The organism is Paenibacillus algorifonticola, assembly GCF_000971975.1.
Classification (GTDB): Bacteria; Bacillota; Bacilli; order Paenibacillales; family Paenibacillaceae; genus Pristimantibacillus; species Pristimantibacillus algorifonticola.
The window spans coordinates 1-24672 of record NZ_LAQO01000042.1; the positions used below are offsets into that span (position 1 = coordinate 1).

At 47.3% G+C, this 24672-nt stretch carries 23 protein-coding genes, 2 pseudogenes and 4 riboswitches; of the genes and pseudogenes, 17 read left to right on the plus strand and 8 right to left on the minus strand.

The window, feature by feature from the left end; all coding sequences use genetic code 11:
* Window positions 1-242: 242 nt before the first annotated feature.
* Complete coding sequence (locus tag WH37_RS28590) at window positions 243-1508, plus strand: IS4 family transposase (protein ID WP_063838050.1); 1266 nt, start codon at window positions 243-245, stop codon at window positions 1506-1508.
* Between the two features lie 59 nt (window positions 1509-1567).
* On the opposite strand, the gene WH37_RS28595 is transcribed toward WH37_RS28590, so the two are convergent.
* The 7 genes from WH37_RS28595 to WH37_RS28625 all read right to left on the minus strand — a co-directional run bounded on the left by WH37_RS28595 (window position 1568) and on the right by WH37_RS28625 (window position 9766).
* Complete coding sequence (locus WH37_RS28595; RefSeq protein WP_046234077.1) at window positions 1568-2353, minus strand: alpha/beta fold hydrolase; 786 nt, start codon at window positions 2351-2353, stop codon at window positions 1568-1570.
* 32 nt (window positions 2354-2385) lie between these two features.
* Window positions 2386-4719 carry a histidine kinase gene (locus WH37_RS28600; protein ID WP_046234078.1) on the minus strand — a complete coding sequence of 778 codons (2334 nt, stop codon included), beginning with the start codon at window positions 4717-4719 and terminating at the stop codon, window positions 2386-2388.
* 81 nt (window positions 4720-4800) lie between these two features.
* Window positions 4801-5373 (minus strand): potassium-transporting ATPase subunit KdpC, encoded by a 573-nt coding sequence (gene kdpC, locus WH37_RS28605; RefSeq protein WP_046234079.1) that lies wholly within the window; start codon window positions 5371-5373, stop codon window positions 4801-4803.
* 18 nt (window positions 5374-5391) lie between these two features.
* Entirely contained in the window at window positions 5392-7419 is a 2028-nt protein-coding gene (gene kdpB, locus WH37_RS28610; protein ID WP_046234080.1) for a potassium-transporting ATPase subunit KdpB, read from the minus strand.
* A 26-nt stretch (window positions 7420-7445) separates the two neighbouring features.
* On the minus strand, window positions 7446-9107 hold the full coding sequence (gene kdpA, locus WH37_RS28615) for a potassium-transporting ATPase subunit KdpA (protein ID WP_046234131.1): 1662 nt from the start codon (window positions 9105-9107) through the stop codon (window positions 7446-7448).
* A gap of 43 nt (window positions 9108-9150) precedes the next feature.
* Entirely contained in the window at window positions 9151-9231 is an 81-nt protein-coding gene (gene kdpF, locus WH37_RS37555; protein WP_063838051.1) for a K(+)-transporting ATPase subunit F, read from the minus strand.
* Window positions 9232-9358: 127 nt separating this feature from the next.
* Entirely contained in the window at window positions 9359-9766 is a 408-nt protein-coding gene (locus WH37_RS28625; RefSeq protein WP_052737278.1) for a hypothetical protein, read from the minus strand.
* 115 nt (window positions 9767-9881) lie between these two features.
* Window positions 9882-10043: riboswitch (cyclic di-AMP (ydaO/yuaA leader) on the minus strand.
* 83 nt (window positions 10044-10126) lie between these two features.
* Window positions 10127-10304, minus strand: a riboswitch (cyclic di-AMP (ydaO/yuaA leader).
* A 268-nt stretch (window positions 10305-10572) separates the two neighbouring features.
* Between WH37_RS28625 and WH37_RS28630 the strand changes: the two genes are divergently transcribed.
* The 8 genes and pseudogenes from WH37_RS28630 to WH37_RS28665 form a co-directional block, all read left to right on the plus strand.
* Complete coding sequence (locus tag WH37_RS28630) at window positions 10573-12084, plus strand: ATP-binding protein (RefSeq protein ID WP_046234082.1); 1512 nt, start codon at window positions 10573-10575, stop codon at window positions 12082-12084.
* A gap of 31 nt (window positions 12085-12115) precedes the next feature.
* Window positions 12116-12814 (plus strand): response regulator, encoded by a 699-nt coding sequence (locus WH37_RS28635; protein WP_046234083.1) that lies wholly within the window; start codon window positions 12116-12118, stop codon window positions 12812-12814.
* A 184-nt stretch (window positions 12815-12998) separates the two neighbouring features.
* Window positions 12999-13157, plus strand: a riboswitch (cyclic di-AMP (ydaO/yuaA leader).
* A gap of 182 nt (window positions 13158-13339) precedes the next feature.
* Window positions 13340-13777 carry a universal stress protein gene (locus WH37_RS28640; RefSeq protein ID WP_046234133.1) on the plus strand — a complete coding sequence of 146 codons (438 nt, stop codon included), beginning with the start codon at window positions 13340-13342 and terminating at the stop codon, window positions 13775-13777.
* 403 nt (window positions 13778-14180) lie between these two features.
* Window positions 14181-14489 (plus strand): PadR family transcriptional regulator, encoded by a 309-nt coding sequence (locus WH37_RS28645; RefSeq protein WP_269431354.1) that lies wholly within the window; start codon window positions 14181-14183, stop codon window positions 14487-14489.
* Window positions 14486-14833 (plus strand): DUF1048 domain-containing protein, encoded by a 348-nt coding sequence (locus WH37_RS28650; protein WP_046234085.1) that lies wholly within the window; start codon window positions 14486-14488, stop codon window positions 14831-14833. Before WH37_RS28645 ends, WH37_RS28650 begins: the two co-directional genes overlap by 4 nt.
* 12 nt (window positions 14834-14845) lie before the next feature.
* On the plus strand, window positions 14846-15196 hold the full coding sequence (locus WH37_RS28655) for a DUF1048 domain-containing protein (RefSeq protein WP_046234086.1): 351 nt from the start codon (window positions 14846-14848) through the stop codon (window positions 15194-15196).
* A gap of 15 nt (window positions 15197-15211) precedes the next feature.
* A pseudogene (locus tag WH37_RS28660) lies at window positions 15212-15672 on the plus strand (AAA family ATPase).
* Window positions 15672-16167: pseudogene (locus WH37_RS28665) on the plus strand (ABC transporter permease); the annotation flags it as partial. The pseudogenes WH37_RS28660 and WH37_RS28665, both read left to right, overlap by 1 nt.
* A gap of 228 nt (window positions 16168-16395) precedes the next feature.
* Here the strand turns inward: WH37_RS28665 and WH37_RS28670 are convergent.
* Window positions 16396-17751 carry a TrkH family potassium uptake protein gene (locus WH37_RS28670; RefSeq protein WP_046234087.1) on the minus strand — a complete coding sequence of 452 codons (1356 nt, stop codon included), beginning with the start codon at window positions 17749-17751 and terminating at the stop codon, window positions 16396-16398.
* A 184-nt stretch (window positions 17752-17935) separates the two neighbouring features.
* A riboswitch (cyclic di-AMP (ydaO/yuaA leader) is annotated at window positions 17936-18085 on the plus strand.
* A gap of 341 nt (window positions 18086-18426) precedes the next feature.
* Between WH37_RS28670 and WH37_RS34030 the strand changes: the two genes are divergently transcribed.
* The 8 genes from WH37_RS34030 (at window position 18427) to WH37_RS28715 (ending at window position 24581) form a co-directional block, all read left to right on the plus strand.
* The gene (locus WH37_RS34030) at window positions 18427-18639 is read left to right on the plus strand and encodes an adenine nucleotide alpha hydrolase family protein (RefSeq protein ID WP_052737279.1); all 213 of its coding nucleotides are present in this window, start codon (window positions 18427-18429) and stop codon (window positions 18637-18639) included.
* 30 nt (window positions 18640-18669) lie between these two features.
* Entirely contained in the window at window positions 18670-19332 is a 663-nt protein-coding gene (locus WH37_RS28685) for a potassium channel family protein (protein ID WP_046234089.1), read from the plus strand.
* Between the two features lie 31 nt (window positions 19333-19363).
* Window positions 19364-20716 carry a TrkH family potassium uptake protein gene (locus WH37_RS28690; RefSeq protein ID WP_046234134.1) on the plus strand — a complete coding sequence of 451 codons (1353 nt, stop codon included), beginning with the start codon at window positions 19364-19366 and terminating at the stop codon, window positions 20714-20716.
* A gap of 93 nt (window positions 20717-20809) precedes the next feature.
* Window positions 20810-21412 (plus strand): TetR/AcrR family transcriptional regulator, encoded by a 603-nt coding sequence (locus WH37_RS28695; protein ID WP_046234090.1) that lies wholly within the window; start codon window positions 20810-20812, stop codon window positions 21410-21412.
* A 22-nt stretch (window positions 21413-21434) separates the two neighbouring features.
* Window positions 21435-22289 (plus strand): ABC transporter ATP-binding protein, encoded by an 855-nt coding sequence (locus tag WH37_RS28700; protein WP_046234091.1) that lies wholly within the window; start codon window positions 21435-21437, stop codon window positions 22287-22289.
* The gene (locus WH37_RS35030) at window positions 22286-23002 is read left to right on the plus strand and encodes a fluoroquinolone export ABC transporter permease subunit (RefSeq protein ID WP_052737280.1); all 717 of its coding nucleotides are present in this window, start codon (window positions 22286-22288) and stop codon (window positions 23000-23002) included. The genes WH37_RS28700 and WH37_RS35030 overlap by 4 nt, the downstream gene beginning before the upstream one ends.
* A complete protein-coding gene (locus WH37_RS28710) occupies window positions 22983-23711 on the plus strand; it encodes a hypothetical protein (RefSeq protein WP_046234092.1) in 729 nt (242 codons plus the stop codon). Before WH37_RS35030 ends, WH37_RS28710 begins: the two co-directional genes overlap by 20 nt.
* A 57-nt stretch (window positions 23712-23768) precedes the next feature.
* On the plus strand, window positions 23769-24581 hold the full coding sequence (locus WH37_RS28715) for an undecaprenyl-diphosphate phosphatase (protein ID WP_046234093.1): 813 nt from the start codon (window positions 23769-23771) through the stop codon (window positions 24579-24581).
* Window positions 24582-24672: the final 91 nt, after the last annotated feature.

The following is a 24672-nucleotide window of genomic DNA, read 5'->3' on the forward strand; positions in this document are numbered from 1 at the left end:
TTTTACGACCAACTATCGTTTTCTTAATCTTCAGACAAAATCAATGTCATAGTTTATGCAACGCTAGTGTGCACAGGTAAACTGAAAAACATATTTGAATATATACGGTTCCACTAGCGTTGCATTAATGTTCTCTGAATCTTCATAAATTTCTGTTTTCTCGAAAGGAGAACACAAAAAAATCCTTTACAATAGATCGGAGAGGTAGACCTGTCCATAAATCCATTGAAAAGGATCATCGCATGGACAATCATACGCTATTATCTTCATTTGGTAAATGGCTTGCGCCAATTTGTACAAAAATGTTCATAACTGCTGTAACGGAATGCCAGCAGGATAAATATGCGAAAAAGCTAACCACCACTGCCTATCTCAAGTTGTTTCTGCTTGCACAATTGCAAAATCGTGAAGGCTTGCGCCATATCGCCGACGATGTGCTGTGTGAAGACTTGCAGCGCGAACTCCGCCTGACTTCAATCTCGGCTTCGCAGCTAAGCCGCAAACACAAGCAAGTTGATCCGGAGTTATTGCGACACGTGTTCGAGCGGCTGGCTAAGCTTGCATTGTCACGCCAATGCGCGGTTGCTCATCGGCACAAGATCAAAATCGTGGATTCGACTACGGTGACGTTATGTCTGCAAAAATTCAAGTGGGCTGAGTTTCGCAAGACGAAAGCAGGCATCAAGATCCATAGGCGACTGGCCTTTATGGACGAGCAAGACGTCGTCCCGGAGAAGGCAACGGTGACGGTAGCCAAGAAAAATGACCGCACCCAGATGGATGAACTCGTTTATGAGCCGGGCGTCACGTACGTCTTTGATCGTGGCTACATCGACTATACGACTTTCGATCGCTACTGTTTAGACGGCATCTTATTCGTCACACGGCTGAAGAGCCATACGCATATCGAGCCGCTGGAGGAACTCACTGTTCCCGAAGGCAGCCCGGTTTCAGCCGATTGGCGCGTCCGAATCGGCTCCCAGCAGAAGAAAATGAAGCATGAGCTACGGATGGTACAGACGCAAGATTCTGAAGGTAATCTGCTCTTCCTGGTGACCAACCGTTTCGACCTGACCTGTGATGAAATCAGCGAGATGTATCGCAGTCGCTGGGCCATAGAGACATTCTTCAAGTGGATGAAGCAGCATTTGCAGATCAAGCATCTTTACGGTACGAGCGAGCATGCTGTCTATAATCAGGTCTGGATCGCCCTGATTGCGTTTTGCTTACTCGTACTGGTAAAGCTGGAAACGAAGGTCAAACACAGCTTGTTGCAGCTCACTCGCTGGCTAACGAAGTTATACAAAAGTGAACAGAATTGCATAATTCAACCAAATGGACGAGCTACCTTTGAGAGCTGTCCGACTCTTTCGTTTCACCGCAAAAACTCGTTTTCTGAATATTCGGTTTTTGATAGCGGCAAGATTTTATGCAACGCTAGTGTGTTGAAATATACGACCTGCAAGCGACTTGATGAAGCGTCAATAACCTTGCCGTTACCGGCATAAATGCTGACATACGTAATATCCATTAATCCCCATTTTTATCATAACTCCAGAAGAGCAAGTTAATGATACCCATGACAAACTAAAAAATCTCGGACAACAGCATTAAACTTTAAAGGCTGGCACAGATGGCTTGGATCAAGAGAATCATTGATAATTTCAACTTTGGAACGCGGCAATAGCCTCCTCATTTCCTGTGCTTCCTTAACCAAATATGTGTTTCCTTTGCTGGCAATAAGCAAGACCGGAATTTGAAGTAAAGGGGCAAATTCTCTGTAATTCAAGCGATGAAGCGCATATTCTTGTTTAATCGTTTCTGTCGGCCTTTTCTGGAGCCCTTCTCTTTTTAAAATTTTATAGGCCTGCAGCCACTGAGAATATATGATTCTTGTTGTTCGTGTCCCCATATCTTCAGGAATAAAATGGGACAATGCGGCAAGAGACTGAAAAAAACGAACCGTTCGATTTTGGGTGATTGACCAATGATGACTATCGGCAGCAACAACTGCGCGGACTTTATCAGGATACAAATGCGCAAATTTTTGAACCACAAAACCGCCTCCCGAAAATCCTATGAACACGGCATTTGTTATATCAAGCTGATTTAATAGTGCAGAAATATCTCGACATTGTTCTTGGATGATTTCTTTGCCCGAAACACCAAGCTTTCCGGATTGTCCGTTCCCCCTCAAATCCATAGAAACTACTCTGTAATTATGCCTGAAATATTCAATTTGCGGCTCAAACAAACGATGCGAAAATGAAGGTCCTGGTATAAAAATCAGAGGCAGACCATTCCCGCGGGATTCGTAATATATAGAGCAATTTCTTCGCATGATTTGCGGCATTCTCTTTCACCTCGACCTCGAAAAGTAATGAATTATGATTTGTCCAACGGTTTGGCATGAGGCTCAAAGTCCGCAACAATCAGAACATCCATATGTCGGGCTTGCCGCAGTACAGTCTTGACGATGGAACCATGGCGCACAAGCTTCCAGATGTTCTTGCCGGATTGCCCCAAAACCATTTGCGTTGCCATTCTCTCGTCCGATTTTCCGATCAGAATGGAAGCAATGTCTCGTTCTCTTGCTGTAAATTGCACTTCGAATATGCCTCCCAAACGCATGGACAATTCCTTTAATCGTTCGAGACGCTTGTTCAGCTCATCCGAAATCAAATGGCCCTTGTGAACATAAATCACGTACCACTCGGCTTTCAAACGATATGCGATTCGAAATCCCCTTCTAATCAAACGCTCTGCATTAGGACTTGCCGTTACTCCCACACAAATCGTTTCTTTTCTTCTCCATGGTCCCCGAAGCGAAGCTTTGCGCTCCCAGGATTCCAATCGCTCATCTACATCATCCGCAATCTCCCGAAGTGCAAGCTCACGCAGCGCGATCAAATTTCCTGTTTTGAAAAAAGAACCTAAAGCCTGTTCGATTTTATTAGCTGTATAGATCCTTCCTTCTCTCATGCGCTGCTGCAAGGACGCAGGCGATACATCAATGAGTTGGACTTCGTCCGCCAAATGCAGAATATGGTCTGGAACAGTTTCCCTTACCCTAACGCCAGTAATTTGCTCAACAGCGTCATTCAAGCTTTCCAGATGCTGAACGTTCATAGTGGAAATCACAGAAATGCCGGCATTCAGGACTTCCAGCACATCGGTATAGCGTTTCCGGTTTTTGCTGCCAGGAACATTGGTATGGGCTAACTCATCGATTAACACTACCTCAGGATTACGCTTTATAATCGCCGGAACATCCATTTCCTCGAGCTCTGTTCCTCGATAAGGTGTTTTGTTTCTAGGGATGATCGGCAGTTCGCCTACCTGTTCCAACGTTTCAGCGCGGCCATGCGTCTCCAGAAGACCGATGACAACATCGATTTGTTTTTTAAGGAGGTCATTCCCTTCCCTAAGCATCGTGTACGTTTTCCCAACGCCGGGGGCTGCGCCGATGTAGACTTTAAACTTCCCTCGCTTGATTTTCTGTATTTGTTCCTCCATTTCCTGATCCGTAAGGCGATGATAGGCGCTCGACTCCCGATTTTGGTGCGTCCTGGTAGGCAATACTCGTCTACCTTCCCGTTCTGAGCTGTCGGCCATAAACAAGAGATCGACATTTTTGATTTTGCTCAATAGCCGGTTTGCAAATGACCCCCTCCAAAACTCTTGCCATGGGCTCATCTTGGAATGTCCCATCACGATTCGGGTAACGTTATGGCTAGCTGCGTAATGGCCTAATTTAGATGGTAGCTCGCGCCGGGAAGCAATCGGAATCTCTTCGAATACTCCTTCTACTTTTTCAACCAATTGAAGCAACGAGCGCTTAAAGGTCAACGATTCTTTAGACATCGTTTGTTTCGGATTGACGAATGTGACGACGAGCAGGTCGCCGCCGAGCCGTTTGGCCACCTGCTGGCCTCTTCGCACGTAGATCGAGCCATTCCAATGGTACTGCGCCGACACAAGGATACGCTCTGCCGCACCAGATGGGCCGAACAAGCCAGTAGCTTCCCGATGCTTTTCCAACGATTCGTTCACGCCTTCAGCCATAAGCCGCAAAGCAAGCTCCCGAAGTTTCGCTAAATTGCCCCGTTTGAACAGGCTTGGATCGGGATGATGGAAACGGCCATCAGTTAATCGTTCCAGTATCGCCTCCGGCGTTACATCGATCAAACGAACCTCATCTGCGGAATCCAGTATATCGGAGGGAATCGTATGCTCCGCTGTGATACCCGTTAATTTATGAGCGAGCTCGAATACCCCCTCCAGCTCATAGACATTAACCGTTGTAATGACACTGATTCCCCGATCCAGCAAATAACGAATGTCATCCAGCCTAGTCGGGTGCTGCGCTCCTTCTCGGTTCCGATGGGCCAAGCCGTCCACCAGAACCACTTCCGGATTGCGCTCTAGCAACGAATCCAAATTTAAATCTTTGTATTCGACGCCATCCTTTATCCAATGAATGCTTGGAATCCGCTCCAAATCTCCAATCTGCTCCAACGTCTCGGGGCGTTGTCCGGTTGAAACAGCACAGATCACCACATTAACCCCTTGCCGTTGTAACATTTGTCCTTCCTGGAGCATATGATAGGTTTTGCCTGAACCGCTCACAGCTCCAATGTAAATTTTCAAACGCCCTCGGTGAAGTCGGTAAATGGAATATAAAATTTCTTCCGGCGTTTTTCGCTTGAATGGCTCCATGTCCTCACCTCGTTCCCTTGAGCAAATAACAAACGGAAATTCCCTGCCCCATATAAGCAGGCAGGGAGATTCATATTTCGTTTACCTCGCAAGCAAACGCTGTAGTTCGATATTGAGCTGCAATACATTTACCGCAGGTTCGCCTAAGAATCCAAACGTCCGCTGGCTCGTTTGTTCTTGCACAAGTCTTTCCAACTGTTGCGGTTCCATACCGGTCAAGCGGCTGATTCGAGGAATTTGAGCACGCGCCGCCTCCGGGCTGATATCAGGGTCCAAGCCTGATGCGGAGTTGGTCAGAAGATCAATTGGCAGATCACGGACAGAAACTTCCGGGTTATTCATTTTCCATTCCTCCACAGAAGCTGTCACCCGTTCCATCAATTCGGGATGTGATGGCGCATAGTTCGGCGATCCCGATCCATCCGCCTGATACTCAATACTGGAGATACGGCCATGGAAAAATTCGGATTCGCTAAACAATTGTCCAATCAACCTGGAGCCGATTACGGTTCCATCATCGTCTTGAACCAGGCTTCCATCGGCTTGTTCGGGGAATAAGATCTGTGCCATCCCGGTAACCGCCAGGTTATAACCAAGTCCGCATAATGCCATGAATAGCAAGCTGATTCGCAAGCTGGATGCCAATACTTTCATCTCCGGTCCTTCCTTTCGTCATACCCATAAATGGATAACAAGGTCAATGAGCTTGATGCCGGCAAAGGGGACAATCACACCGCCTAAGCCATATATAAACAAATTACGTTTTAACAGTTGCGCTGAACTGACTGCTTTATAGGCGACGCCTTTCATTGCTAGCGGAATTAACAGCGGGATGATGATCGCATTGAAAATGAGCGCGGATAGAATGGCCGACATCGGCGATCCCAACTGCATGACATTCAGCGTATTCATCTCCGGAATGGCGAGCATAAACATAGCAGGCAGGATGGCGAAGTATTTGGCAATATCGTTGGAAATGCTGAACGTCGTAAGTGCGCCGCGCGTCATCAGAAGCTGCTTTCCAATCGCCACAACTTCAATGATTTTGGACGGGTCGGAGTCTAAATCCACCATATTGGCTGCTTCCTTGGCGGCTACCGTACCACTATTCATAGCGATTCCCACATCCGCCTGCGCCAATGCAGGCGCATCGTTCGTGCCGTCTCCCGTCATTGCGACCAGCTTGCCTTCTGCCTGCTCCCGCCGAATCACGGCTATTTTATCTTCCGGTTTGCTCTCCGCAATAAAGTCATCTACTCCAGCCTCTCTCGCGATTGTAGCCGCAGTGAGCGGGTTATCGCCTGTACACATCACCGTTTTAATGCCCATTTGGCGCATTTGGTCGAAACGTTCACGCATACCGGGCTTGACCGTATCTTTTAAATAGATGACGCCGTAAATTCGGTTATCAACTGCCACGGCCAGCGGCGTGCCCCCGGCAGAAGCGACTTTATCAGCTGCCACATCCAAATCGGTCGGCATGATCCCGTTCTGTGCAGCTACCCATCTTTTAATCGCGTCGACGGCCCCTTTGCGTACTTTTCGGCCATCCGACAAATCAATCCCACTCATTCGTGTTTCCGCTTTGAATTCGATGAACTCCCCACCGGAAGCCGATGATTCGTTATACCCGAGCTCCAGCTTCTTCATCAAGTCCAGTACGGAACGTCCTTCCGGCGTCTCATCCTTCATTGAGCTGATGGCCGCCCATTCGCCTACTTCAATCTGTTTGGCACCGCCAACCGGAATGAATTCGCTAGCCATCCGGTTGCCGTAGGTGATCGTACCGGTTTTGTCAAGAATGATCGTATTAATATCGCCCGCAGCTTCCACAGCTTTTCCCGACATGGCAATCACGTTAAACCGGGTCACCCGGTCCATTCCCGCGATTCCGATCGCAGACAATAATCCTCCGATTGTAGTCGGGATGAGGCAAACGAGCAGGGCAATCAGGACGGGGACATCAATTTCAATATTCAAGTAGTCCCCGAAAAACGGCAGTGTCACAACGACAATAAGGAAAATCAGGGTCAAACTGATCAGAACCGTATTCAGGGCAATTTCATTCGGCGTTTTTTGCCGTTTTGCCCCCTCGACAAGCGAAATCATACGATCCAGAAACGATTCGCCAGGATCGCTGGTGATCCTCACTTTGATCTGGTCGCTAATGACACGCGTTCCACCTGTTACGGAACTGAAATCGCCTCCAGCTTCCTTAATGACAGGCGCGGACTCCCCCGTAATAGCCGATTCGTCTACTGACGCGAGCCCTTCGATGACCTCCCCATCTCCCGGAATCATTTCTCCTTGTGATATGACGACAATATCTCCTTTACGAAGATCCGTTGAAGCCACCTGCTTGATCTCTCCGCCGACCCATTTGTTTGCAACAATATCTTTTTTTGTCTGTTTTAAAGAATCCGCTTGCGCCTTGCCTCTTCCTTCAGCCAATGCCTCCGCAAAGTTCGCAAACAACAACGTCACCAACAAAATGGCAGCAACCACTATATTGAACCAAGCCGGTGTCGAGCCTTGGAACGCTCCGGGAAAAAAGCATAGAAATAATGTGATGATAAATCCTATCTCCACTACAAACAGGATTGGATTACGAAACATGACTCTAGGGTCCAGCTTCATGAACGCTTCTTTGACAGCATTCCGAATAATCGGCCCGCTAAGCATAGATGTTTTAGTTTGCATCGTGAGAACCTCCATTACAATCAAACTTATGGTTTCAATGTCAACTGTTCTGCAATTGGGCCGAGTACGAGACTTGGGAAGAACGTTAACGCTCCAACGATCAGCACAGCAGCCAAAAATACAATCGCGAACAATCCTGTGTCCGTCCTAAAGGTGCCTGTTGTTTCCGGCACCGTCTTCTTGGCAGCAAGCGACCCGGCTACAGCAAGCAAAGCGACAATGGAGAAATACCTGCCTAAGAACATAACGATTCCGGTTGTGATGTTCCAGAACAATGTATTATCACCTAGCCCTTCGAATCCGGAACCGTTGTTCGCAGCAGACGAGGTAAACTCGTACATCGCCTGCGTCAGGCCGTGAAAGCCCGGATTGGACAGCGTATCGGGATAGCTGAACAGCGCAATTGCCGTTGGAACCAGAATGAGAAAAGGCGAAACTAGCATCGTGACGGCAATCAGCTTCATTTCCTTGCCTTCTATTTTTTTGCCCAAGAACTCCGGTGTACGCCCTACCATTAGCCCCGAAAGAAACACACCGATTATGGCATACATGAGTACATTCATAAAACCGGCTCCAACACCTCCGAAAGCCGTATTCAGCATCATATTGGCAATGGTGATCATTCCGCCGATTGGCGTCAGCGTATCATGCATCGCATTGACCGCCCCCGTTTCGGATGCCGTTGTTACGACTGAATACAAGGAAGATTGTGCAACTCCGAATCGAACCTCCTTGCCCTCCATACTGCCTTGTTCATGCTGAATGCCCATTGCATTCAGAGCCGGATTGCCGGCATTTTCAGCCGTCAGCGAAACGCCCAGCAAAACAATAAAGAGCATGGCCATGGAAACAAACAGTACCCTTCCCTGCTTGGCATTCCCGACCATCTTGCCGTATGCAAAAGGTAGGGATGTCGTAAGTAACATCATTAGCAAGATCTGAATCAAATTACTAATCGCATTGGGGTTTTCAAACGGGTGAGCCGAGTTGACGCCCATAAATCCCCCACCGTTATTCCCAAGCTCCTTAATGGACAAGAACGAACCCATCGGGCCTCTGGCAATTGTTTGCTCACCGCCTTGAATCGTTTGAGCGACCGCCGCCGGTTCAAGCGTCTGTGGAACGCCTTGCGCAATAAAAATAAGGGCCGTAACAAAAGCAATCGGCAGCAATACCCGTGTAATAGCACGAGTCATATCGACGAAAAAATTGCCTAACGGTTTTCCGGCCAGCCCGCGCATAAAAGCGAACACCGCTGCAAGCGCGGTTGCCGGAGCCGTAAACATCATAAAAACAATAGCAATCATTTGCGACAAGTACGATAATCCACTCTCCCCGCTGTAGTGCTGCAGATTGGTGTTTGTCATAAAGCTGATTGCCGTATTAAATGCAAGGCTCGGGTCCATATTGGCAATACCGGCCGGATTCAGCGGCAAATACGCCTGTGTTCGAAACACGAGATATACGAGCAGGATCATCACGCTATTACTAATGACTAAGGTCGCAGCGTATCTCTTCCACGTTTGATTTTCTTGGTGAATGCCTCCGATGGCATAAATCAATTTTTCCAATGGGCCATAGACTCGATCCAGTCCTGATGGGTTGTAATCATATGCCTTGGCCATATATAGTCCAGTAGGCCGAGCCAACAGCAGGACTAACAACAATGTAACAACAATGGCAATCATTCCGGCCATATGACGATACTCCTTCCTGAAAACAAGCGGTTTTTTAGAATTTCTCCGGCTTTACCAAAGCATATACCAGATAGAAAAACAACAGGACGACGACACCCTCCAATGCCCACATCATGCTTCTTCACGCCCTTCCTCCACCACTTTGCCTGACCAAGCGGCAAGGCCAATCATGGCTGCTGCCAGACCAACCACCAAAGCAATCATTCCAATATCCAGCATCTTTCACATCTCCTTTTGAGGCTTTACTGGTTTTCACTTAACAGAAAGGACAGGTCATTCCCCTGTGAATGGATCACATAATTGGCACCAAGCCCTTTATAAATGAGCCGACTGTTATGTCCCTGTGTAATGACATAAATCGGTTTTCCCGTCCATGAGCGGCATGTATGAATGTACCTGCAGCATAAATTGAAGCTACGTTCAAACAAGAAAACCTTTCCGATTGGCAACTCAGGGATCATCGGTGGACGACTGTCTCTTGTATCCACCATGAGGATTTCCTTTACTCCGATTTCCTCCAGAGCTTGCTTATCAGCTCTATTATTCGTTAGTGCCACAAATGGCATTCCTTTCATCGCCAACGTCCGCAGAAATGCTTGACCGTCTTCCGTTGGCGCTGAAACAAGAATATAATCCTCTTGTATAATCACTTCTGTCCCTCCTGTCGATAAACGCGGAGGCAACAAAAAAGAAGCTAACGAAAAGAGGTCACTTTTCATCAACTTCCAAGGCACAGCGAATAAACCGTGTCTAGTTTTGATTAATGTTGCCTCTCTTATGTCGCTTGCGAGGTTAGCTGTCGGATTCGGGCGTAAGAGTCGCCCTACGCCGGTACTTCCGGCGATTCACCCCATAAAGCCGATTGTTCCGGCTTCCGTTGGTTCCCCCGCTTCTTTGGCACATCAAAGAATTCAGCGAAAATTGTAAAACCACATGAGGCCTAAGCCCTGTGGTCGAAAGTTACGATCACAAGCTTCATCATTCTCTCTCCATAAGCAACGAAATCTGGCAAAGAGTTGCTCTGCGCTTACGAGGTTAGCTGACGGATTCGGGCGGTGAGAGTCGCCCTACCTGCCAACGAGTCGTATCCCGGTGGCAGGATTCACCCCGCACGGAAGCTTGCTCTCACACAAGCTTCCGCAATTGGTTCCCCCGTTTGCCTATAAAGCAATTCAGCGAATAAAATGGTGAATCATTGAATTCATGAATCGTATGTTACGCCGTATGCAAATAATTGTAAAGCAATACACGGCGGGTATAGGTTTAAATTTTATTGTCTAGTTGCAACTGGACACTCCATCACGCTATATCTTTAATTTCCTTCTCTTTTCTCTTGTTTTCTATTATTTTCGTGATTTTTACGGAACTTTTACCCCCGGAAACCGTTTCTTTTACGCTTTATTTACAGTACGCTTATAGTAAAAGTGAGTCATGATTGGTATTGGAGGCAAAGACCATGACAAATTCCCGTTCAACATTCCGTTGGCATCCTTATGCTATCACCGCGCTGCTCATAGCTGGGATGACGATCCTATTAAAGCCATTTGGACTCGCGTTTGAAACGGCCAATATTGCGTTGATCTTCTTACTCCCTGTTCTTTTAAATGCCGCAGTTTGGGGACTGCGACCGGCATTTTTTGCTGCCTTTCTTGGTGTACTGTCCTTTGACTTCTTTTTTATTCCGCCGGTACTCAGTTTCACGGTCGCGGATTTAAGGTATCTGATCTCCTTCGCCGTTTATTTGGTGGTCGCGGTTTTAACAGCCAGCTTGGCCGCGCGGCTCAAACAACAAGTGCTTTATTCCAAGCAAAAAGAGAAGCAAACCGCCACGCTCTATGCGCTCAGTAAACAGATTAGCTCTGCCGTCGATATGCCGTCATTGCTGGACCGTTTTTCCCGACAGCTATCTGAAATCCTGAAAATGGACGTCACGATCTATCTCGCAGAGAACAACAAAAATCTTACGCTCGCCCGTCGTTCCAGCCCATTTTCCCATCATGTACAGGAACAAGCCGAGCTTGCGCTTGCTAAACGCGTCTACAAACAAGGTAAGTCATTGGAAAAAAGAATTTCCCATACGGGCGGACTCATCGGGCATTTTATCCCGCTTCAGATTGAGGAACACAGATTCGGAGTTATGGTTCTTATTTCCAAGCACGAGCGAGGCGAAACCTTACCAGAACAAGCCTTGTTATTTGAAGCGATTGGCGGGTTGGCGGCCAGTGCAGTCGCACGCGTCAAGTTTGAGGAAGAGGCAAAGTTGGCTCATCTGACCGCCGAATCAGAGCGGCTTCGCATCGCCATATTGAACTCCGTCTCGCACGAGCTTCGTACACCGCTAGCAGCCATTATCGGTTCGGCAACCGGGCTGATCGATGGCGAGAAACTGTTTACCGCCGAGGAACGAATGGAACTTCTTGTGACCATTCGCGATGGCGCGCTACGTATGAATCGGTTGGTTTTGAATTTGCTGGGTATGGCCCGACTCGAAGGCGGCATGCTTACCTTACGGAAAGATGAGTGCGAATTGGAGGAAATCATCGGCTCTACCTGCATGCAGTTGAAAGGCTACCAGGAACATCGCACGATCCGCCTTGACCTGACCGCTGAAATCCCCATCATTCTTGGCGATGAAGCTCTGCTTGAGCAAATGCTGATCAATGTGATCAGCAATGCGATCAAATATAGCCCCAATTACAGTGAGATCATCCTGTCTGTCAAGGCAGGCAGTGAATTCATCCAACTATCTGTTGCCGATGAAGGGGTCGGGCTGAAGGAAAATGAGTTGGAGCGCATTTTTGAAAAGTTTTATCGTTCCGAACAAACTGGGCACCTCACGGGAACGGGCTTGGGGCTGGCCATCAGCAAGGGGATCGCCGAACTGCATGGAGGAACCATCTCCGCCAAGCCTAACGTGCCAAAAGGAACCATCATCACGATATCGCTTCCGCTTGTCCAAGATAACTAATAGGCCAGCCAACAATAGGAGGATGAGACGAATGTCAAACCTTGAACACCATGTTCGAGTTCTTGTTGTGGAAGACGACACTCAAATACGCAAGTTACTCAAGGTGACGCTGCAAGCCCATAAATACAACGTATACGAAGCGTCAACCGGGGAAGAGGGACTGGAGAAAGTTTCTCTTGCCTCTCCGGATCTCGTGATACTCGACTTGGGATTGCCGGATCTATCCGGCCTGGATGTACTGAGGAGTATTCGGGAACGGTCCAATTTGCCAGTAATCGTCCTCACTGCCATTGACCGGGAAGCGGATAAAATCTTTGCGCTGGATCATGGGGCCGACGATTATGTGACCAAACCCTTCGGAATGGGAGAGCTAGTGGCGCGGATTCGCGTAGCGCTACGACACTCAGCCAGGGCTCAAGAAGAGCCGGTCCTGCACCATGGGGAACTAATGATCAATGTTGCGCAAAGAAGTGTGGAATTGAAGGGAGAACCGATAAAGCTATCTCCGACGGAGTTTGATTTGTTGAAAATTCTGGCTTTCAATGCAGGGAGAGTCATTACAAAAAGCCAATTGCTGAAGCAAGTCTGGAACGAGTACGATGATTCCAATCGGCATTATTTGCGCATATATATCGGGCACTTGAGGAAGAAGCTTGAAGACAATCCCGCAGAACCCAAATACATTGTAACAGAACCCGGCGTTGGATATCGCTTTCTCGCTGCTGAATGACCGCGAACATTTTCGAATGTGAATAGTCAAGCAAGCCGCAAGTACACTGTCGAAAATGAACGTAACCTCATTGAAATATGATTCGGATCGTGATTCTAGGCAGAATTTGATTCAAAACCAGTCTGTTTTGAAGATTTACTTTGCAATAGGAATGAAGTATTATTTCCATCAACAACTATATAATGCGTTTCATTCGCTGAATTCCATCGCGGGAAACGGGGGAAACAATCGAGAGCAAGCTTCCGTTTTGCTTGTCTCATGGGGTGAATCCTTGAACCAAGGTAGGGCGACTCTCGCGTCCGAATCCGACAGCTAACCTCGTAAGCGTACTGAGAGAGCAATCCAGCCATGCAGCTTATGTTATAGCTTTTTTTGCTATACCAATCAAGAAGCCGACAGGAAAGTTCCCTCCTCCTTCTGGCTTCTTTTCGTTTTTTATTCTGCTTTTCATCATCCATTTTTGAGCAACCGGAAGCGAGCTTCTGCTTGTTGTTGCGCATATTATATCGACAGGGGCGAAGCAAAATGATCACAACTTCTTACTCCGATTCAACCGAAACCGATGAAAGAATACTCGTTTGTTTGTACTATGGACCGAATTCAGAGTTATTGATTCGCCGCGGCTGGAAGCTGGCCACCGCTCTTCGAGCGCCGCTTACCTTGCTTACGGTAGATCCGATTGATGATAACCGCTATAGTGAGGCGCGGGAGAAAAACATGGCTTTTTGGACCTCCATGGCCGAGACACTACAGGCTGATCTGATTGTCGCAAAAAATGATTCCAGGAATGTCGCAGAAGTCATTGCAGACCATGCAAAGGAAAGGCGAATCACACAAATTATTATTGGGCAGTCGGCTCGCACCAAATGGGAAGAGATTACGAAAGGTTCAATCATTAATCAGCTTCTTCATTTGATCAAAGATGTAGATATTCATATCGCATCCGTACAGCGCGAGATGTAAAAACAAAACGAAGACTATGAGATGGGGGCTGTTTGACCTTGCCATCGACAGGCTGGCCAACCTGAACGATTTCCTGGAAGACAATTTGATGTGATAAAGACAAAACCAACGCCATACAAGGAAAGCGAGCTAAGCGGGCCGCTTTTCGTATCATTATCTTGGACTTCGGGGCAAGTTAGCCCGAAATGGAGGGGGTTGGAAAAGCTCCCCGACAAGCAATGTGATTGTAGCCACAGTCACATTACTTGTCGGGGAGCTTCTTGCGTTTTAGTTGTAATTCATATCAGAACAACAACCATTGACAAACCAGCTACTATGTATTACTTTATAGTAGTAGTAAGTAATACTTAATACCAGTCTTACAGAATTGCAAGGAGTGATTGTGCTGGAAAACCTAACGGAAATGCTCAAAGGGGTGCTTGAGGGCTGTGTCCTTGAAATTATAAGCCGCAAAGAAACTTATGGCTACGAAATCACGCGGCGGCTGAACGCCCTCGGCTTCACAGATGTTGTGGAGGGAACGGTGTACACCATCCTGATTCGGCTTGAAAAAAACAAATTGGTGGAGATCACCAAAAAGCCCTCCGACATGGGACCGCCGCGAAAGTTTTTCGCGATCAACGACGCAGGACGCAAGGAGCTGCGGAAGTTCTGGGAAAAATGGGAGTTCGTATCATCTAAAATTTACGAGTTAAAGGAGAGCGAACAATGAATTTATGGGAAAAAATCACCGGAAGCGACATGACTAAAGAATTGAAAGCTTTTGAGGCGCGAGCCAAAAAGCTGCCTGCTGATTATCAAGCAGCATGGGATGAAATTAAGGCCAATCTGTGGCTGCACTCCGATTTCACCGGTCGCAACCTCATGCCAATTCTTGACGGTGTGCTTGGTCTGCTCGAAGAAACGGCGGCGGACGGTCAGATTGTCCAAGAGGTTTTGGGTGACGATATCAAAGGCTTCTGTTCAGCGCTGGCCGGCGAAGAAGGGGCAAAGTCCTATCGCGACAAGTGGCGCGAGCAACTCAACCATACTATCGCTAAAAAATTAGGCAAATAGGAGGAGGATAAAATGAGAATACGAGATATTATCGAAGGCAAAAAAGAGTGGCGGGCGCATGTGGCACGTGTCAAAGCGCTCCCTCAGGATTATCAGATTGTTTATAAAGAGATTCAAAAATATCTCTTTAAGGTCGGCCCTGTTGAGCTAACCCACGGGACGGTTTTGCTCTCGGGGATTATCGATCTTTTTGAAGAGGGAGCGGTCTTGGGGAAAGGCGTGCTTGAAGTGACGGGCAGTGACGTTGCGGCTTTCTGCGACGATCTAATCAAAGATTCAAAAACTTACGCTGATATCTATCAAGAATCTGTTGACCAAAAGGTTAACAAGGCCATAAAAAAGGTTACCGACATAAAAAAATAAAAGGGGAGTATCGAGATGGAAAAAGCAATTGAAGTGAAAGTTCTGCGAAAGTCTTTCAAGGACACGGAAGTCTTAAAGGACGTCGATTTTGAAGTGAAGCCAGGCGAGATTTTCGCCCTGCTCGGCTCCAACGGCGCGGGCTCGACATCGCCTTGAGCCTTGTGGGAAAACCGCAGATCATTTTCCTCGACGAGCCGACCACCGGGCTTGACCCCGAGGCGCGTATCGAGGTTTGGAATATTGTCAAGGAGCTAGCGGGCGGCGGCACGACGGTATTCCTGACTACGCAGTATTTAGAGGAAGCCGAGCAGCTTGCCGATCGAATTTCCATTTTGCACGAGGGCAGGATTATCGCCAGCGGCACGCTCGCGGAGCTGAAACAGCTGTTCCCGAAAGCGAAGGTAGAGTATGTTGAAAAACAGCCGACATTGGAGGAAATATTCCTCGCGATCATCGGTAAAAAGGAGGCCATCTAATGGAGACTTCAAAAAAACATTTTTTCAGCGATATGAGCGTGATGCTCGGACGCTCCATGCGCCATATTTTTCGCAGTATGGACACCATCTTCACCGTCTGCATCACTCCAATTGCAATGATGTTGCTGTTCGTCTATGTGTTTGGCGGCGCAATCGAAACCGGTACGGATAACTATGTGAACTTCCTGTTGCCTGGTATACTGCTTATAGCGTGCCAGCGGGGTGGCCTACGTGGCTTACCGCCTCTTCTTGGATAAACGGGGCATCATTGAGCGGTTCCACTCCATGCCGATTGCGCGTTCCACTGTGCTGTGGGGGCATGTGCTGACCTCGGTGGTATCCAACGTCCTTTCTGTTGTCGTCATTATTCTCGTAGCTCTCCTTATGGGCTTTCGCTCGTCGGCAGGGGTACTGTCTTGGCTTGCCGTAGCCGGTATACTCGTGCTGTTTACGCTGGCTTTGACTTGGGTCGCGGCCATTGCCGGACTGTCCGCAAATCGGTCCTTATGTTCATTCAAATGTTCAAGGATTATATGCAAAAAGAAGAGGCCTTTCCGCACCTGCAAAAGATGGCAGGAGACCTCAATAAACTGTTTTTTTATGGACTTGTCGGAAGCAAACATAATTGGGAGGAATGACCGGTTGCCTTGCCGATTGCTCTCCGGTCTTAAACAATCCCCGGTTTTTAATCTTGCTGCAGGATGTTAGAAATCGGGGGCATCTCTAGCCAATCAGAACTTTCTCCTCGGGATACCGGAATTTCTCCCGACTGTGTTTTTGCGACAAAGCGAATGCAAGCGTCAAGGGTCCAAGCCTGCCGATAAACATGGTGAGGATAATGATCAGCTTACCGAGCGTGGAAAGCTCCGGGGTCATCCCCATGGATAAGCCTACTGTCCCGAATGCCGAAGTGACTTCAAAAAGAACCTCCATAAAATCCTTCTGCAGGCTATGCTCACTTAGCGTAAGAAGCAAGGTTGCTGCAATCACCACAATCACGGAAATAACCATAACTGCCAAGGCGCGCATAACAATAGATTGAGAAATTCTTCGATGCATGATTTGAACATCCTGCTTGCCTTTCACAATACTGATCAAGGTGAGCAGCAAAACGACAAATGTCGTCGTCTTGATCCCCCCGCCGGTCGAACCGGATGAAGCGCCAATAAACATCAGAAAAATCATAAAAAATTGAGAAGCGGTCATCATCGAAGCGATATCAATGGTGTTAAACCCAGCCGTTCTCGTTACTACTCCCTGAAAGTACCCCGCCCAAATCCTTTCCGACCACGTCAATGAACCAAACGTGGCAGGATTAAACCATTCAATCATCACAATCACAAGAAATCCAGCCACGCACAATATCCCAGAAGTAGATAGCACGATTTTGGAGTGGAGAGACAATTTGCGCCAGCTCCGATTTTTCCATAGATCAATAATGACCGTAAACCCCAGACCGCCAAAGATAAATAGCAGCGTGATTACCCCATTGATGAGCGGATCTCCCACATATCTGCTCAAGCTGTCCGGCCATAATGCAAACCCTGCATTGTTGAAAGAAGAAATGGAATGAAACATGCCATAATAAAATGCAGTTATGAAGTCCATATCGCCCATCCAGCGAATGGTCAGAAAAATAGACCCAAACGCTTCAATAACAAGAGCTGCCGCAAGAATGCCAAGAGACAGCCTCACAACTCCCCGAGTAGACAGGGCATTTGTTGATTGCTGAATCAGCAAGCGATCCTTCAAACCTATTTTTTTGCCTAATACGACCGCTACCAGCACACTATACGTCATAAATCCAAGACCGCCAATCTGAATCAGACACATAATTACAATTTGTCCAAAAAGAGAGTAGGCAGTACCCGTGTCCACGACAACCAAACCCGTAACACATACAGCGGATGTGGATGTAAAAAGCGCGTCCAGCCAGCCGACGCTGCTGCCGTTCGAAGAAGAGACGGGCAATACTAGCAAAATCGCTCCCAATAAGATCGGAATCGCAAAACTTAAAAGAATAATTCGTGAAGAGGTTAAATAAACAAGTGGAGCAAGTCTGAACTTATGTAAAACCATAACGAATGATCCCCTTTCCAATGCCCCGCTCAAAAGAAAATGAAACGGCTATGCTCTATCTTCGTATTATTACCTGAAAATACATCTGCATTCAACCATAACTATGCAAGCAGCCTATGACGGATTTTATCGGATCATCTGTTTACTTTCGAAATGAACTGCTTTATGATAGGTTACAACAATTGCATATTCATCGCTTAATCCTCTATTGAGGAGCGGGGGAACCAACGAAGCGTACTCGCTTCAGGGGTGAATTCTTTCTTTTGCAGAAAGAACGGGGACTCTCAGACCCGAATCCGACAGCTAACCTCGTAGGCGTCATGAGAGAGAACATGAATGCTTCTTTGGTTTGTCCTGACTTCACATTCCGAAGCTTGGCAGCAGAATTTCTCTGCTCCAAGCTTTTTTGTCGTTTCACAGCAATCATTCTGTTACCTTCAAGTTTTAGCAAAGGAGTATAGCCCATGTTAAGCAGTGAGAAAATTATGGTATGTGTGTACCACGCGCCAAATGGAGAACGGCTGATCCAGCGAGGCGGCCAATTAGCTGCCCTCTGCCAATGCCCATTGTTTACTGAAAGTACAGACTGAACTAGAGAATAACCAGATTAGCAGAGACGTCAGTGAACGCATTCTCCATTGGAAAACGATATCCGAAGAATGCCATGCGACATTTATGACCAAAACTCGTGGCAATCACAAGGTCTCCGATGTGATAGCCGATACGGCCAAGCAACTTCAAATCACTCAATTAATCATTGGACATCCCGGTATGACACGATGGCAAGAGATTTGGAATGGCTCCATTGTCAATGAACTATTAAAGAAAATTGGAGTAATCGATATTCATATTATCGCCCTTCAGGAAAGTCAGGATAGACAGACATAAGGAACAATTTCTTAAAAGGATGTGTAATGCATGAAAAAACAGTTTATAGTGATTGGCTTGGGCCGTTTTGGGTCTAGCTTGGTGCACACTTTAGTTCAGAATGGCCATGAAGTACTCGCCGTTGATAAGAATGAGCAGCTCGTACAAGACATATCCGGCGTAGCGACTCATGCTGTGCAAGCAGATTGTACAGATGAAGGAGTACTGAAAGAACTGGGCGCACGAAACTTTACCCATGCGATTGTTGCTATCGGAGATGATCTGCAGGCGAGCATCTTGGCAACCTTGTTGCTTAAAGAATTGCATATACCGAAAATAACGGCCAAAGCTAAAAACGAAATGCATGGGCAAGTACTCATCAAAATAGGGGCGGATCATATTGTGTATCCGGAACGAGACATGGCTGCTCGCCTTGGAAACCAATTAAGCTCCGATAATCTGATTGATTACATTGAGTTGTCTCCCGATCACAATTTGGTCGAACTGAAGGCCCCGCCTGCAATGAATGGAAAATCTCTTCAACAATTAAATATTCGGGCTAAATACGGATGTACCATTATGGCGATCAAAAAAGGAATTCATATCAATATTTCGCCAAAGGCGGAGGATGAAATTAACACGGGAGATATTCTGGTGATAATCGGCAGTAACACGGATATTCGAGACTTGGAAGAAGACTATGAACAGAAATGAAAATCGTATGCATAGCCGTTCCCTCTTCACTATGCTTGTCGCCATCGTAAATCGGCTGAAAACACGAACAAGCCCTCCCCAACTCATTTTAATGATCTTTTTTTGCTTGATCTGGGTAGGCGCTTTGCTTTTAATGCTCCCTTATTCATCATCATCCGGCCAATCGATCGGTCTGCTGAATGCGCTCTTTACGGCAACCTCCGCCATTTGTGTCAATGGCCTGGTTGTAGTGGATACGGGTAGTGTGTTCTCTACCTTCGGGCAAATCGTCATTATGATTCTCATTCAGGTCGGCGGCCTAGGCTTTATGACCGTCGGCGTAATGGTGGCTATCATGATCGGCAAAAGGATCGGGCTTCGCCAAAGGCTGATCATTCAGCAGGCTACGCATTCAACATCATCGCAAGGCTTGGTCAAATTATCGATTTATATGGTGCTTATCGCATTTGCATTTGAAGCATTGGCTACATTGGTACTCACCCTGCGTTGGCAAGCCGATATGGGATGGGGCCAAGCTGCTTATTATGCGCTCTTTCATTCCATTTCGGCGTTTAACAATGCGGGCTTCGCTTTATGGTCCGACAGTTTATCTCCTTTTGTTGGCGACCCTGTAGTCAACATCACCGTCATCCTGCTGTTTATTATCGGGGGGCTTGGCTATATTGTCGTCGTGGATGTCTTTCGCAAACGTTCATGGCGCAAATTATCCCTGCATGCCAAAGTTGTCTTGTTTGGTTCCGGTATTTTGTTTGCCGTCGGCTTCTGCTTGATATACCTGCTGGAAAGCTGGAACCCCGCAACCTTCGGTTCCTTGTCTGCCGGGGAGCGGATATGGGCCGCCTTATTCCAGGGGGCTACGCCCAGAAGCTCCGGGTTTAATACCATTGACATCGGAAGCATGTTGGCCGCGTCGCAATTCCTGATCATCATTTTAATGTTCATTGGTGCAGCTTCCGGCGGAACTGGCGGGGGCATTAAAGTCAATACAGTGTTTGTACTCGTACTTGCAACCATCAATACGTTCCGCGGCGGCGGGCAAATTCACGCCTTCGAGCGCAAAATCGCCTTCGAGACGGTCATGCGCGCATTGTCTGTTGTGATCAGTTCCCTTGCGGTTGTCCTTTTGGTCTCCCTTCTTCTGACGATTTCAGAAGGCATGCTCGAGGAACACTTTCTGGAGGTACTCTTTGAGGCCACCTCGGCCTTCAGTACAACTGGATTATCCATGGGCCTGACAAGCGATTTGTCTCCACTTGGCAAAATCATCGTGACCATTACCATGTATGCTGGGCGACTGGGGCCCCTCACACTGGCTTTTGCCTTAGCCCAAAAAAAGCGTTCATCCAAAATAGGCTATCCCGAAGATCATATACTGATTGGCTAGACTGGAGCGGACTTCCGCTCCAGTTTTTTTAGCTTGCATCATTTTAATGAACGAATTATAATTTTATTCACACATTCACTAAGAGGTGCCTTTATGCCAAGAAAATTTGACGACAATGAAAAGAACAGCATTCATAACAAATTGCTGGATGCCGGATACGAATTGTTTTCACAGTATGGATTTAAAAAAACAAGCGTCAGTGATATTGCTAAAGCTTCCGGCATTGCTTCCGGGACTTTCTATTCCTTCTATGCTAGTAAAGAAGAACTGTTCTTCGCCTTAATGGAGCAAGAAGAGCAGCGCATTCAACACAGCCTGCTTCAGCAGTTCCACGGCGCTCCCATGAACAAGGAAGCGTTTATCGTTTTTTTAAAGCAATCTCTGGAACTGATCATCGACAATCCGATTCTGAAAGAAGTGCTCTTGCCTGAGCAGCTTGAGTCCATCATCCGCAAAGTGCCCGCTTCCCGCTGGGAAGGCAACTACGCTGGAGACGTCGAGAAGCTCGGACCGCTTATCGTAGAATGGCAATCACGCAACGTTGTGCGCGCCGACCTAGAGCCCGCGCTGATTGTCAATCTCATTCGATCGCTGGTTCTGCTTTCGCTGCAAAAAAAAGCGATTGGCAATTTTACGGATACTTTCGAGCATTTAGCAACTTCGGTTGCACAATACTTAACGACTACTGACCATTAATTGACCCAGCGAGGTGAACGTTATGATCGAGGCGACCAATTTAGCCTATGCCTATCCTGCTGCCAAACGTCCTGTCCTAGAAGGACTTCACTTTCACATCCAGAAAGGAGAAATCTTTGGATTTCTTGGGCCGTCCGGGGCTGGCAAGAGCACAACGCAGCAAATTCTGATAGGGAAACTAAAGAAATATAGCGGCTCAGCTCGAGTGCTAGGTCAGGAAATTCGCTCAGCAAATGCAGCGTTTTATGAACGCATTGGCGTCGCTTATGAATTCCCTCATTTCTACAATCGCTTCACGGCGCTTGAGAATCTACAGCACTTCCGTTCTCTTTATCGGAATCAACTGACCAATCCCGTTGCGTTGCTGAATCAGGTTGGGCTGGAGGATGCAGCCCACAAAAAAGTAGAAACCTTTTCCAAAGGCATGAAAATGAGGCTTAATTATTGCCGTTCTGTTCTAAACAACCCGGAGCTGCTGTTTCTCGACGAGCCGACTTCTGGTCTCGACCCCGTACATGCCGACAATCTGAAACGCCTAATCGAAGCCAGGCGCCAGGCCGGAGCGACAATTGTCATTACGACTCATAACATGCAAGCCGCCGAACAGCTATGTGACAGAGTGGCTTTTATGATGGATGGACAAATCCGTTTTATTGACTCGCCCCGAAACTTAAAGTTGCTGAGCGGCGAACGAAAAGTACGCGTGGAATACGAGTTTGGAGAAGAGCGAGCGACGGAGGATTTTCCATTAGAGGGGATCGGATCAAATGAGCGTTACCTGTCACTCATTCGCTCGCATCGAATCATAACTATGCATACGTTGGAAGCATCGCTCGAAGACATCTTTATCGCCGCCGCGGGGAGCATAACGCCATGAGGCTATCACGACTGGTTTGGTTTGACATCTGCTATCAATGGCGGCATCGCTATTACCTTGTCTATCTGATCGTCTGCTCCGTGTATGTTGGCATTTTGCACGCGATCCCGGATTCATACGCTGAGCACGTGCTTGTATTGCTCACCTTTTCCGATCCATCAGCGCTCGGGCTATTGCTTGCCGGCAATATCCTTCTGCTTGAACGGGATCAAGGGATCTGGAATGCACTTTTTTCAACTCCCTTGCGGGCTTGGGAATACCTGGCCTCCAAATGCTTGTCTCTTGGCTTTTTGTCTATGTTGGCTGCCTTCGCAATTCATTTGCCTGTTAACGGTTTGCCAAAATCTCCTTTTGCTTTTGTATTAGGCATCGCGCTAACATCATTTTTCTTTACCCTGCTGGGCATGGCTGCCGCCTTGAACAGCCGCTCGATCAACGGCTTTTTGATACGTTCACAGCTTTATGCCCTGCCCTTTACACTTCCTATTCTAGGATATTTAAACGTGGCTCATATTCCATTCGACCGTCTACTGCCATCCAAGGGCTCACTGATTCTAATCTCAGGGTCTGCTCGTCCGCCTGTACCAGCCGAAGCCGGATACTCATTTGCTATTCTGACCCTATGGATCATCGGTGCCGGAATCATCACCTTGTCTTTGCTGATTGCGAACACCAGACAGCGGGAGGATCGTCATGGCTCTGAACAAATATAGCGCATTGCTGCGACAGGATTTGAAAAATGGGTTGCGAGACCCCATGCTTATGCTTATTTTCATCGGTTCTTTGTTGATTATTGCTGTATTTCGATACGGTGTGCCCTTGCTAAGTAATTGGCTTTTCGTGAAGCTGGAGGTTGACTTGCAGCCTTATCATGCACATATCGCTGCGTTCCTCCTCTCATTAATTCCGCTCCTTATCGGTTCTGCAGCAAGATTGCTCATGCTGGATGAAAAAGACGAGCGCCTTGTGGACTGCTATGCCGTCACTCCATTGCGCAAACAAGGCTATTTCATTTATCGCCTGCTCTTGCCGATCATACTCTGCAGCTTGCTCCTGCTGCTATTTATAGGGATCAACAATAATCTCAATGCACTTCCGGTTTTGCCTTTGCTGTTACTTGTTCTTGAAGCCCCCCTGTATGCTTTGTTCCTGGCAAGCGTTGCATCCAACAAAGTCGAAGGACTGGCTCTTACCAAACTTATCAGCCTTTCCGTCCTCGGTGCACTATGCTCAACCCTGGCGGCCGCTCCCTGGCATTGGCTAGGAAGCTGGATTCCGGCTTTTTGGCCCCTTCAGCTATACCTTAGTCTTGGTCATACTGGGCCTATCCAGGCTGCTCATCTAGCTCAGTTTCTGGTAGCCTTGGCTTTTCATTGCATTCTTCTATATGCAGGATTAAGACGCTTCTCACGCCAAATATAAGCTTCTTACCTAATCCTCAATGTGTCGAAATCGTAACGCGGAAAGGTTGGTACATAAATGGTCGATTTTATATTACTGCTCAAATATATGCTTCTTGGCGCGGTACAGGGATTTACTGAACCTATTCCTGTGTCTTCAAGCGGCCACTTGATTGTCATGCAGCAACTGATTGGACTCCCGCACCGAGGGCTTGCTTTTGAAACCTTTTTAAATACAGCATCGCTAATAGCAATTGTCATCATTTATCGAGAAATGCTGATCAGGCTGACCGTTAATGGTCTACGTTATGTGCGTACTCGAAAGGCCGAGTATCGCTCGGATTTTATGTTTATCGTCTATATTATCGCGGGTACAATTCCCGCGGGCATAATTGGTTTCCTCTTTATGGACAAGATTGAGGCGGTATTTTCATCAGCCAAGATGATTGGTCTAACCTTGCTTATTACGGGGGCAGCCTTATGGTTGATTCGCAATCTGCGAGGGGTAAAGCGTGATGGGGATTTGAAGCTGAAGGATGCCATTATCGTTGGACTTGCTCAAGCGGTAGCGCTGATACCGGGTATCAGCCGTTCCGGAGCCACAGTGATCACTTCAATTGCAGTAGGCATGCGGCAAGAAACTGCGCTGCGTTTTTCTTTCCTTCTTTACATTCCGATTAGTTTAGCCGGACTTGCTTTAAGTGTCTCTGATATTGCCAACGTTTCAGAAATGTCGACGCTGTGGGCACCATATGCCGCCGCCTTCATTGCTTCCTTGATTTTCACCTATGTATCGATGAAGTGGCTAATGAATATTATGGAGAAAGGCAATCTGAAATACTTTGCCTATTACTGCTTTGCGGCGGGCTTATTGTTATTGCTCGTTTTGTAAACCCATTATTCACATTGACTTCCTGACAACTGCCCCTACTTGCTTATTTGCAACAAAGGGTTTTAAATTTGGACAACAGCTTGGCATAAAT

Bases quoted from the DNA above. Each gene is read 5' to 3' on its own strand.
- WH37_RS28700 (WP_046234091.1), top strand. From the start codon at position 21,435: ATGATCGAGGCGACCAATTTAGCCTATGCCTATCCTGCTGCCAAACGT.
- kdpA (WP_046234131.1), bottom strand. From the start codon at position 9,107: ATGATTGCCATTGTTGTTACATTGTTGTTAGTCCTGCTGTTGGCTCGG.
- kdpC (WP_046234079.1), bottom strand. From the start codon at position 5,373: ATGAAAGTATTGGCATCCAGCTTGCGAATCAGCTTGCTATTCATGGCA.
- WH37_RS28685 (WP_046234089.1), top strand. From the start codon at position 18,670: ATGAAAAAACAGTTTATAGTGATTGGCTTGGGCCGTTTTGGGTCTAGC.
- kdpB (WP_046234080.1), bottom strand. From the start codon at position 7,419: ATGCAAACTAAAACATCTATGCTTAGCGGGCCGATTATTCGGAATGCT.
- WH37_RS28650 (WP_046234085.1), top strand. From the start codon at position 14,486: ATGAATTTATGGGAAAAAATCACCGGAAGCGACATGACTAAAGAATTG.
- WH37_RS35030 (WP_052737280.1), top strand. From the start codon at position 22,286: ATGAGGCTATCACGACTGGTTTGGTTTGACATCTGCTATCAATGGCGG.
- WH37_RS28690 (WP_046234134.1), top strand. From the start codon at position 19,364: ATGCTTGTCGCCATCGTAAATCGGCTGAAAACACGAACAAGCCCTCCC.
- WH37_RS28670 (WP_046234087.1), bottom strand. From the start codon at position 17,751: ATGGTTTTACATAAGTTCAGACTTGCTCCACTTGTTTATTTAACCTCT.
- WH37_RS28655 (WP_046234086.1), top strand. From the start codon at position 14,846: ATGAGAATACGAGATATTATCGAAGGCAAAAAAGAGTGGCGGGCGCAT.
- WH37_RS28630 (WP_046234082.1), top strand. From the start codon at position 10,573: ATGACAAATTCCCGTTCAACATTCCGTTGGCATCCTTATGCTATCACC.
- WH37_RS28595 (WP_046234077.1), bottom strand. From the start codon at position 2,353: ATGCCGCAAATCATGCGAAGAAATTGCTCTATATATTACGAATCCCGC.
- WH37_RS28600 (WP_046234078.1), bottom strand. From the start codon at position 4,719: ATGGAGCCATTCAAGCGAAAAACGCCGGAAGAAATTTTATATTCCATT.
- WH37_RS28710 (WP_046234092.1), top strand. From the start codon at position 22,983: ATGGCTCTGAACAAATATAGCGCATTGCTGCGACAGGATTTGAAAAAT.
- WH37_RS28645 (WP_269431354.1), top strand. From the start codon at position 14,181: ATGCTCAAAGGGGTGCTTGAGGGCTGTGTCCTTGAAATTATAAGCCGC.
- WH37_RS28695 (WP_046234090.1), top strand. From the start codon at position 20,810: ATGCCAAGAAAATTTGACGACAATGAAAAGAACAGCATTCATAACAAA.
- WH37_RS28635 (WP_046234083.1), top strand. From the start codon at position 12,116: ATGTCAAACCTTGAACACCATGTTCGAGTTCTTGTTGTGGAAGACGAC.
- WH37_RS28715 (WP_046234093.1), top strand. From the start codon at position 23,769: ATGGTCGATTTTATATTACTGCTCAAATATATGCTTCTTGGCGCGGTA.
- WH37_RS28640 (WP_046234133.1), top strand. From the start codon at position 13,340: ATGATCACAACTTCTTACTCCGATTCAACCGAAACCGATGAAAGAATA.
- WH37_RS34030 (WP_052737279.1), top strand. From the start codon at position 18,427: ATGACCAAAACTCGTGGCAATCACAAGGTCTCCGATGTGATAGCCGAT.
- WH37_RS28590 (WP_063838050.1), top strand. From the start codon at position 243: ATGGACAATCATACGCTATTATCTTCATTTGGTAAATGGCTTGCGCCA.
- kdpF (WP_063838051.1), bottom strand. From the start codon at position 9,231: ATGATGTGGGCATTGGAGGGTGTCGTCGTCCTGTTGTTTTTCTATCTG.